Consider the following 11347-nt stretch of genomic DNA (forward strand, 5'->3'; position numbering starts at 1 on the left):
CGACCCGTCTGGTGGCGCGTATCCGTGGCGAGCTGTCGGTGGAGCTCGCGGTCCGTGATCTTTTCGATCATCCGTCGGTCGCGGGGTTGGCGGAGTCCCTCGGTGAGGCGGGCCCGGTGCGTTCCGCGCTGGTGCCGGTCGAGCGTCCGGAGGCGGTGCCGCTGTCGTACGCCCAGCGCCGCCTGTGGTTCCTCAACCAGCTCGAAGGCCCCAGCCCCAGCTACAACCTGGGCGAATCGCTTCGGCTGACCGGGCCGGTCGACCACGCGGCGCTGTGCGCTGCGCTCGGCGATGTGGTCGCCAGGCACGAGAGCCTGCGCACCCTCTTCCCCGAGCGCGACGGCGTGCCGTACCAGCACATCCTGCCCGTGGAGCGGGCCGCTCCCGCGCTCACGGCCGAGCGGATCACCGAGGACGAACTGCCCGCCACGCTCGTTCGTGAGGCCACCCGGGGCTTTGATCTGGCCACCGAACTCCCTCTTCGCGCCCTGCTGTTCGAGCTCGGTGACGACGAGCACGTCCTGCTGCTCGTGCTGCACCACATCGCCAGCGACGGCTGGTCGGCGGCCCCCCTGCTGCGTGATCTGTCCCAGGCGTACACAGCGCGTTCGGGCGGCGCGGCGCCGCAGTGGGAGCCGCTGCCCGTCCAGTACGCCGACTACGCGATCTGGCAGCGCGAGCTCCTCGGCGACACGGAGGACCCGGACAGCATCATCGCCCGGCAGGTTGCCCATTGGACCGAGGCGCTGGCCGGGATCCCCGGCGAGCTGGAACTGCCGCTGGACCGGCCGCGCCCGCCCGTCGCCGCGACCGAGGGCGCCACCGTGCCCGTCGAACTGCCCGCCGAACTGCACCGCCGGCTGACCGAGCTGGCGCGCGCCTCCCGTGCCAGCGTCTTCATGACCCTCCAGGCCGGGCTTGCCGCACTGCTCTCGCAGCTGGGCGCCGGAGAGGACATCCCGCTGGGCACCGCCGTGGCGGGCCGGACGGACCGGGCGACCGAGGATCTTGTCGGCTTCTTCGTGAACACGCTGGTCCTGCGCACCGATGTGTCGGGGGATCCGAGCTTCCGTGAGCTGCTGGACCGGGTCCGGACGGGGAACCTGGACGCGTACGCCCACCAGGACGTGCCCTTCGAGCGGCTGGTGGAAGTCCTCAACCCCGAGCGCTCCCTGGCCAGGCACCCCCTGTTCCAGGTCATGCTCACCATCCAGGACATCGCCGACGCTCATCTCGCGCTCGACGGCGTCCGGGCACGCCCGCAGCCGGTGGAACTGACCTCCACCAAGGTCGACCTGTCGTTCGTGCTGTCCGAACAGGCTGCCGAAGGTGCCCCGGACGGCATCACGGGCTTCATCCAGTACCGCACCGATCTGTTCGATCGCGGCACCGTCGAGCGGATGGCCGAACGCCTCGCCCTGCTCCTGGAGCAGGTCACCGCGGCTCCCGACGCGCCCCTGCGGCACACCGCGGTGCTCCTTGAGGACGAGCGGGAGCTGCTCGCCGAGGCCGGAGTCCGCACCGCGGACCACCTTCCGGCAAAGGACTTCCTGCCGCTGTTCGGCGAGTGGGTGGCGCGTGATCCGGACGCTCTGGCGGTGATCGCGGGCGAGCGCGCGTTGTCGTACGGCGAGCTGGACGCGCGGGCCAACCGGCTGGCGCACGTGCTGGCGCGTCGTGGTGCGGGGCCGGAGACGTACGTGGCCCTGTCGCTGCCCCGTTCCGCGGATCTGCTGGTGGCGTTGCTGGCGGTGCTGAAGTCGGGTGCGGCGTATCTGCCGTTGGACCCGGAGTATCCGCCGGACCGGGTGGCGTACATGGTGCGGGACAGCAGTCCCGTTCTGGCGGTGACGACGTCGGGCACGGCGTTGGGCGCGGATGTCGAGGAGATCGTGCTCGATGACCCTGCGGTGATGGAGTTGATCGAGGCGGCACCGGCCGGGGCGCCGGTGGTCGCGATGGATCCCGCGCATCCGGCGTACGTGATCTATACGTCGGGTTCGACGGGCAAGCCCAAGGGCGTGGTCGTGCCCCGCTCCGCGCTGGTCAACTTCCTGTGTGCCATGCGGGACCGTTTCGCGCCTTCGGGTGGGGACCGGCTGCTGGCGGTGACGACGATCGCCTTCGACATCGCGACCCTGGAGCTGTATCTGCCGTTGATCAGCGGTGCCGGGGTCGTGGTGGCTTCACGCGACGCGGTGCGTGATCCCGCGGAGCTGGCCGTGCTGGCGACGGCCCACGGGGCGACGATGCTCCAGGCGACGCCCTCGTTGTGGCAGGCGCTGACGGCCGATGAGCCGGAGGCGGTGCGTGGTCTGACGATGCTGGTGGGCGGTGAGGCGTTGCCGGCCGGCCTCGCGGTGACGATGGCCCGTCTGGGCGAGAGTGTGACGAACATGTACGGGCCGACGGAGACCACGGTGTGGTCGAGCATGTCGGAGGTGCGGGACAACGGTCGGGCGCCGGCGATCGGCCGTCCGCTGTGGAACACGCGGCTGTACGTCCTCGACGCGAGTCTGCGGCTGGTGCCGCCGGGTGTGGCGGGCGACCTGTACATCGCCGGTGAGGGTGTGGTGCGGGGATATCTGAACCGTGCCGCGCTGACGGCGGAGCGGTTCGTCGCCGATCCGTTCGGTGCGCCGGGTGAGCGGATGTACCGCACGGGAGACATCGCGCGTTGGCGTGCGGACGGTGAGCTGGAGTTCCTGGGGCGGGCCGACCACCAGGTGAAACTGCGCGGTCACCGCATCGAGCTCGCTGAGATCGAGACGGTGCTGGCGTCCGCCGAGGGCGTCGCGCAGGCCGCCGTGGTGGTACGCGAGGACACTCCGGGGCTTCAGATCCTGGTGGGTTACGCGGTCCCTGCCGCCGGCACGGCGGTTGTGGATGCGGCGGTCCTGCGGGAGGCGCTGGCGGCGCAGCTGCCGGAGTACATGGTCCCGGGCGCCTTCGTGGCTCTCAAGGCGCTGCCGCTGACTCCGAACGGAAAGCTGGACCGCAAGGCCCTGCCGGCGCCCGCGTTCACGGCCTCGGCCGCGGGGCGCGGTCCGCGGAACCCGGCCGAGGAGATCCTCAGCGGCCTGTTCGCCGAGGTACTGGACCTGCCCGAGGTCGGCATCGACGACAACTTCTTCGACCTCGGCGGGCACTCGCTGCTCGCCACCCGGCTGATCAGCCGCATCCGTGCGGCACTCGCCGCGGAACTGTCCGTACGCGACCTGTTCGACCGGCCCACGGTGGCGGGCCTCGCTCAGATCATCGGCGATCGCGGAGCCGCGATCCGCACCCCGCTCGCCGTGCGGCAGCGGCCCGAGCTGATCCCGCTCTCCTACGGCCAGCGGCGGCTGTGGTTCCTGAACCAGCTCGAAGGACCGAACCCGGTCTACAACATCCCGTTCTCGCTGCGGCTGACCGGCCGACTGGACCGGACCGCACTGGAGACCGCCTTCGGTGACCTGCTCGACCGGCACGAGGTGCTGCGCACCCGGTACACCGAGGTCCACGGAGTACCCCACCAGGAGATCCTGGCGCCCGGCGCGGCCCGCATCGAGCTCACCGTCGCCACCTCGACCGAGGCGGCCCTCGCGAAGGACCTCGCCGCCGCGTCGGCCACCGGATTCGATCTCGCGGCCGATCTTCCGCTGCGTGCGGTGCTGTTCGAGCTCGGCCAGGACGCCCACGTGCTGCTGGTGGTGACCCACCACATCGCGTCGGACGGCTGGTCCGTCCAACCGCTGGTGCGCGATCTGTTCCACGCGTACGGCGCGCGGCTGGACGGCACCGCGCCCGCGGCGGAGTCACTGCCGGTGCAGTACGCCGACTACACCCTGTGGCAGCGCGAACTCCTCGGTGACGAGGACGACCCGGACGGCCTGCTCGCGAAGCAGGAGCGCTTCTGGGCCGAGCAGCTCGCCGACCTGCCCACCCAGCTGGATCTGCCCACGGACCGGCCGCGCCCGCTGATGGCCAGCCACGACGGAGGCTTCGTCGATCTGCGGCTGGAGCCGGAGCTGCACCGCGCTCTGGTCCGCCTGAGCCGGGAGCTCGGATCGACGCTGTTCATGGTGATGCAGGCCGGGCTCGCGGCGACCCTTTCGCGGCTCGGTGCCGGCACCGACATCCCGCTCGGGACGGTTCTGGCGGGCCGTACCGACCAGGCCACCGAGGACTTGGTCGGACTGTTCGTCAATACCCTGGTGCTGCGTACGGACGTCTCGGGCGACCCGGACTTCCGGGAACTGGTGGAGCGCAGCCGGGCCGTCAGCCTCGCCGCCCACGCCCACCAGGACCTGCCGTTCGAGCGGCTGGTGGACGTGCTCAAGCCGGAGCGCTCGCTCTCCCGGCACCCGCTGTTCCAGGTCATGATCAGCTTCCAGAACATGTCCGCCGACGCAGTCGGCCGTCCCGAGCTGGATATCCGGCTGGACCACGTGACCTCCGCCGGAGCCAAGTTCGACCTGCAGTTCGCCTTCGGCGAGCAGTTCACCGAGGACGGTGCTCCCGACGGACTCATCGGCCAGATCGAGTACGCCACGGACCTCTACGACCCCGGTTCGGTTCGACTCATCGGTGAGCGGCTGATCCAGTTGCTGACCGCGGCCGTCGCAGCCCCCGGGCGTCCGGTCAGCGAGCTGGAGATACTGACCGGGGACGAGCGGGGCCTGGTCCTGGAGGGCTGGAACGACACGTCCCACGAAGGGGTGCCGGGCACCCTGCCCGGCCTGATCCAGCGCCGTGCGGCCATCGCCCCCGACACCACCGCCGTGGTCTTCGAGGGCGAGGCGCTGACCTACGCCGAGCTGAACGAGCGGGCCAACCGCCTGGCCGCTTTCCTGGCCGGGCGGGGCGCCGGCCCCGAACGGTTCGTCGCCCTGGCCGTGCCGCGCTCCTTCGAGCTGATCGTCGCGCTGCTCGCGGTCCTCAAGACCGGTGCCGCGTACGTGCCGGTCGACCCGGACTACCCGGCCGACCGCATCGCGTACCTTCTGGGCGACTGCGGAGCCCAGCTGCTGCTCACCACCGAGGAGACCGGACGCCGGCTGCCCGGGGCGGCCGTGGCCGGGCACGAGGTCGTCCTGATCGACGCGCCGGACACGGTGGCCGAGCTCGCCCGCCAGGCTTCGGGGGACCTGCCGGACACCGAGCAGATCGACCCGAGGCACCCGGCATACGTCATCTACACCTCCGGTTCCACCGGCCGTCCGAAGGGCGTCATGGTGCCGCACGCCGGCATCGTCAACCGCCTGGCCTGGATGCAGTCCGCATACCGGCTGACGGAGCGGGACCGTGTCCTGCAGAAGACCCCGTCCGGCTTCGACGTCTCGGTGTGGGAGTTCTTCTGGCCACTGATCGAGGGTGCCACCCTGGTCGTGGCCCGGCCCGACGGCCACCGCGACCCCGCCTACATCGCCGCCCTGATCGACGAACAGCGGGTCACCACCACGCATTTCGTGCCGTCGATGCTCCAGGTCTTCCTGGCCGAGCCGGCCGCCGCACGCTGCACCTCGTTGCGGCAGGTCATGTGCAGCGGCGAGGCACTGCCCGTGGACGCCCAGAACCGATTCGCCACGGTGTTGCCCGGCACACGCCTGCACAACCTGTACGGACCGACCGAGGCCTCCGTCGACGTCACGTACTGGGAGTGCACAGCCGACCCGGACGCGGTCACCGTTCCCATCGGACGGCCCGTGTGGAACACCGCGTTGTACGTCCTCGACGCCGCGCTGCGCCCGGTGCCCCCGGGCGTGCCCGGCGAGCTCTACCTCGCCGGCACGCAGCTCGCCCGCGCCTACCTCAACCGGCCGGGGCTGACCGCCGAACGCTTCGTCGCCGGGCCCTACGGTCCGGCCGGCTCACGGATGTACCGCACCGGCGACATCGTGCGGTGGACCCCGGACGGCGTGCTGGAGTACCTCGGCCGCGCCGACGACCAGGTCAAGCTGCGCGGTTTCCGGATCGAACTCGGCGAGATCGAGGCAGCGCTCACCGCCCAGGGGCAGGTCTCCGCGGTCGCCGTCGTGGTCCGGGAGGACCAGCCGGGCGCGCGCCGGCTCGTCGCGTACCTGGTGCCCGACGCCGACGGTGGGCCGGACGTGGCGGTGCTGGGCAAGCAGCTCGGCGAAGAACTGCCCGACTACATGGTGCCGTCGGCGTTCGTGACGCTGGACGCCCTGCCGCTGACGGCCAACGGCAAGCTCGACCGCAAGGCGCTGCCCGCACCCGTCTTCGAGGCCATGAGCGACTCCCGCGGCCCGCGCGACCGCACGGAAGAGATCCTGTGCGGGCTCTACGCAGAGGTCCTCGGCCTGGAGAAGGTGGGCATCGACGACAGCTTCTTCGAGCTGGGCGGCGACAGCATCGTCTCCCTCCAGCTCGTGTCGGCGGCCCGCCGGGCCGGGCTGCTCATCACGGCGAAGGACATGTTCGCCTGCAAGACCGTAGCCGCTCTCGCGGCCGTCGCCACCGAGGCCGAGGACGGCGGCCCCGTCGAGCCGGACGTCGCCACCGGCGGACTGCTGCCGACGCCGATCATGCACTGGCTGCGGGAGCGCGGCGGCACCGTCGACGGTTTCAGCCAGTCGATGCTGATCCAGGTGCCCGCGGGACTGGACGCCGACGCTCTGGCCGGCGCACTCCAGGCGGTCGTCGACCATCACGACGCGCTGCGGCTGCGGCTGGCCGTCGACGCCGAGGGCGGCTGGCACCTGAGGGTTCCGGAACCGGGCACCGTCCCGGCGGACTCCTTCCTCACCCGCGTCGACATCGCCGGCGTCGAGGGGGACCAGGCCCTGCCCTTCCTCCAGAAGCACGCCGAGGCCGCCTGGCGAGAGCTGTCGCCGCTCACCGGCGCGATGATCCGAGCCGTCTGGTTCGACGCAGGTCCGGCGCGGCCCGGCCGGCTGCTGCTCACGCTGCACCACCTCGTGGTCGACGGCGTCTCCTGGCGGATCCTGCTGCCGGACCTCAAGGAGGCCTGGGAGCAGCTCACCTCGGGCCGCGCGGTCAGCCTCGCGCCCGTCGGCACGTCGTTCAGGCGCTGGTCCGAGCTGCTGCACGCCGAGGCCCACAGCCAGGAGCGGCTGGCCGAGCTGGACCACTGGAAGGCGACCCTGGCGGGGCCCGACGCCCCGCTGGGCCGGCCGCTGGACCCGGCGCGCGATGTCGCGGGCACGGTCCGAAAGCTCACCCTCACCCATCCGGCCGCGGCCACCGAGCCGCTGCTCACCCGGGTTCCGGCCGCCTTCCACGCCGGCGTGGACGATGTCCTGCTCGTCGCGATGGCGGTGGCCGTCACCGACTGGCGGCGCCGGCGAAGTGGCAGTGACCTGCCAGTTCTGATCGGGCTGGAGGGCCACGGCCGCGAGGAGCTCGTCGAGGGCGCGGATCTCAGCCGTACGGTGGGCTGGCTCACCGACCTGCACCCGGTGCGGCTGGACCCCGGCACCGTCGACTGGCCCGAGTTCTGGGCCGGCGGTCCGGCCGCGGGCCGCGTCGCCAAGCGGATCAAGGAACAGTTGCAGGTTCCTGACGGTGGCCTGGGTTTCGGCCTGCTGCGCCATTTGAATGACGCTACCGGAGCCGTGCTCGCGGAGCACGCCACACCCGGTATCGGCTTCAACTACCTTGGCCGGTTTGCGGTTCCGGAGCCCGGCTCCGAGGTCGCGGACTGGTCGGCGGCGCCCGAAGGCGAGCACCTCGCCGACGGCCAGGACGCCGACCTTCGAACGCCGTACGGACTGGAACTCAACGCCGTGACGCTGGACCGTCCAGGCGGACCCGAGTTGGTGGCCACCTGGTCGTGGCCGGCGGCGGTGTTGAGCGAAGCCGATGTCCAGGAGCTGGCGCAGAGCTGGTTCCGGGCGCTGGACGCACTCTCCGCGCACGCGGACAACCCGGAGTCCGGCGGCTGGACGCCGTCCGACCTCGCGCTCGTCGCGCTGGACCAGGACGAGATCGACCTGCTGGAAGACGAATGGAGAACGCTGTGATGGCCAAATCGGGTTTTGAGGATGTTCTGCCCACGGCCCCCCTTCAGGCAGGTCTGCTGTTCCACTCGCTCTACCAGGACCAGTCGCTCGACGTATACGTCGCCCAGCTCGTCGCCGAGTTGCGGGGCCCGCTCGACTACCCGACGCTCCAGGCCGCGATCCGTACCCTGCTGCGCAGGCATGCGGGGCTGCGGGCCGGCTTCCGCTTCGAGAAGCTGAGCCAGCCCGTCCAGGCGATCGCCCGTGACGTCGGCCTGCCGCTGCGCCGGGTCGACGCCACCGGACGCAGCCCCCAGGAGCAGCAAGAGGCGCTGGCGGACGTCCGTCGGGAGGATGCGGACAGGGGCTTCGACCTCACCGTGGCGCCGCTGCTGCGCTTCTCTCTCGTGACGGACGCCGTGGACAGGCACCGACTCGTCATCACCAACCACCACATCCTCCTCGACGGCTGGTCGACCGGCCTGATGCTGCTGGAGCTGTTCGAGCTCTACCGGCGCGGCGGCGACGACGCGGGCATGCCCCGGGTCACGCCGTACCGCGACTACCTCGGCTGGCTGGCCAAGCAGGACCGGAGCACCGCGGAGGACGCGTGGCGGCAGGTCCTCGACGGTGTCGAGGAGCCGACCCTGCTGGCCGGGCCGGGGGCCGCCGACGCGGCTCCGGCGGCTCCCGAGCACCTGATGGTCACCGTCCCGGAGGAGCTCACCACCCGGCTCACCGAGACAGCCCGCGCGCACGGCGTCACCCTCAACACCGTGCTCCAGGGCAGCTGGGCGCTGGTCCTGGGCCGCACGACCGGCCGGGACGACGTGGTGTTCGGCTCGACGGTGTCCGGCCGCCCGCCCGAAGTGCCCGGCATCGAGACGATGATCGGCCTGTTCATCAACACCGTCCCGGTACGGGCCCGCCTCACGCCCTCACTGTCGTTGGCCGCACTCATGAGCGACCTTCAGGAGCAGCAGGCAGGACTTCTGCCGCACCAGCACCTGAGCCTGCCGGACATCCAGCGGCTGGCCGGCGTGGGCGCGCTGTTCGACACCCTCACCGTCACCGAGAACTACCCGGTCGAGGAGAAGGACTTCGAGCGGCGGGGTGGCTCGCTGCGCCTCGCGGGCATCGACACCGAGGACGCCAACCACTACCCGCTGAGCATCGCGGCGATTCCCGGCGAATCCCTCCGGCTGCGCCTGGGTTTCCGCCCGGACCTCATCGGCCCCTGCGGCGCGGAGGCCGCCGCCGCCCGGCTGCTGCGCGTCTTCGAGGCGTTCGCCGCCGACCCGGACCGGCTCATCGGCCGCGTCGACGTGCTGGGAGCGGAGGAGCGCGCAGGAATCCTCGCCTGCGGCGAGGGCCCGGCCTGGCAGCACACGGGTGAGGTGATCCCCGAGCTGTTCGAGCGTCAGGTCCGCCGCGACCCCGAGTCCATCGCCGTCCGTTACGAAGGCACCACGCTGACCTATGGCGAGCTCAACCGCCGTGCCAACCGGTTGGCACGGCTGCTGACCGCCAGGGGCATCGGCCCCGAGAAGGTGGTCGCGCTCGCGCTGCCCCGCACGCCCGACCTGGTCGTCTCGCTGCTCGCGGTCCTCAAGGCGGGCGCCGCCTACCTGCCCGTGGACACCAACTACCCTGCCGACCGCATCAGCTATCTGTTCGGTGACTCGGCCCCCGCGCTGCTGATCGCGGATACCGAGTCCGCCGCGCGCCTCCCCGACGCCGCGGCGCCGGACCCGCTGCTGCTCGACGCCCCCGAGGTCGTGGCGCGGCTCGACGGCCTCGCGGACACCGACCTCACCGCGGCCGAGCGCGTCGCGCCGCTCACCCCGGCCGCCCCCGCGTACGTCATCTACACCTCCGGCTCCACCGGCAGGCCCAAGGGCGTGCTGGTCACCCACGCGGGCGTCGCAAGCCTGGCCGCCACCCAGCGGGAACGGCTCGACGCGGGTCCCGGCAGCCGGGTCCTCCAGATGGCCTCACCCAGCTTCGACGCCGCGTTCTGGGACGTCTGCATGGCGCTGCTGAACGGCGCCACGCTGGTCGTGGCCCCGGCCGCCCGCCTGCTGCCCGGACAGGGCTTGGTCGATGTGATCAACGAGCACGAGGTCACCCACGCGCTGATCCCGCCGGCCGCCCTCGCCGCCCTCGCGCCACAGGACCTGCCCTCGCTGCGCACCCTCATCGTGGGCGGCGAGGCCACTTCGGGCGAGCTCGTCGCCGTCTGGTCCAGAGGCCGCCGGATGGTCAACGCCTACGGCCCCACGGAGGCGACCGTCGCCGTCACCCTCAGCGGGGCCCTGTCCGGCTCCGGCACACCCTCGATCGGCGTGCCCGTGGACGCCGCCCGGCTGTACGTCCTCGACGGATCGCTGCAGCCGGTGGCCCCCGGCGCCGGCGGCGAGCTGTACATCGCGGGCACCTGTGTGGCCCGCGGCTACCTGGGGCGCCCCGGGCTGACGGCCGAGCGGTTCGTCGCCGACCCGTTCGAGGCCCGCGGCGGGCGCATGTACCGCACCGGTGACCTGGTGAAGTGGTTGCCGGACGGCACCCTGGAGTACCTCGGCCGCGCCGACGACCAGGTCAAGATCCGGGGGTTCCGGATCGAACTCGGCGAGATCGAATCCGTCCTGGCCCGCCACGCGGACATCGACCGGGCGGTCGTGGTGGTCCGCGAGTCCGAGGACGGAGACAAGCGCCTCGTGGCCTACCTGGTCGCGGCCACAGGATTCTCCGTGCCCGGGCCGGCGGAACTGCGCGAGTACCTGGGCGCCGAACTCCCCGAGTACATGCTGCCGTCGGCGTTCGTCGCTCTCGACGCGTTCCCGCTGACCCCGAACGGGAAGCTGGACCGCAAGGCGCTGCCCGAGCCGAACCTGGCAGGCATGGTGGCAATCCGCGCACCACGCACGCCGCAGGAGGAGATCCTGTGCGCGCTGTTCGCCGAGATCCTCGGCGTGCCGAAGGTGGGCATCGACGACAGCTTCTTCGAGCTGGGCGGCCACTCGCTGCTGGCGACCCGCCTGATCACCCGTGCGCGGGCGGTGTTCGGCATCGAACTGCCGCTGCGAGGACTCTTCGAGACACCCACCGTCGCCGGCCTCGCCGTCCAGGTCCGCGAGCAGGACGGCAGCCGGCCCGCGCTGGTGGCGCGGGAGCGGCACGGGGCGCCGCCGCTGTCCTTCGCCCAGCGCCGGCTGTGGTTCCTGGGCCGCTTCGAGGGCCCCAGCCCGACCTACAACGTGCCGATGGCCCTACAGCTCACCGGGGAGGTGGACACCGCCGCCCTCCAGGCGGCCTTCGGCGATCTCGTCGGTCGTCATGAGAGCCTGCGCACGGTCTTTCCGGAGGTCGACGGGGCGCCG

2 protein-coding genes are annotated in these 11347 nt (G+C 71.8%); both read left to right on the plus strand.

All coding sequences use genetic code 11. The features are described from left to right. Positions 1 to 116 precede the first annotated feature (116 nt). Positions 117 to 7988 carry a non-ribosomal peptide synthetase gene (locus IE145_RS32840; RefSeq protein WP_229826017.1) on the plus strand — a complete coding sequence of 2624 codons (7872 nt, stop codon included), beginning with the start codon at positions 117 to 119 and terminating at the stop codon, positions 7986 to 7988. Then, positions 7973 to 11347: non-ribosomal peptide synthetase (locus IE145_RS32845; protein WP_189529077.1), on the plus strand; the 3375-nt coding region annotated here is incomplete at its 3' end. The genes IE145_RS32840 and IE145_RS32845, both read left to right, overlap by 16 nt.

Source organism: Streptomyces sindenensis, assembly GCF_014649035.1.
GTDB lineage: Bacteria > Actinomycetota > Actinomycetes > Streptomycetales > Streptomycetaceae > Streptomyces > Streptomyces sindenensis.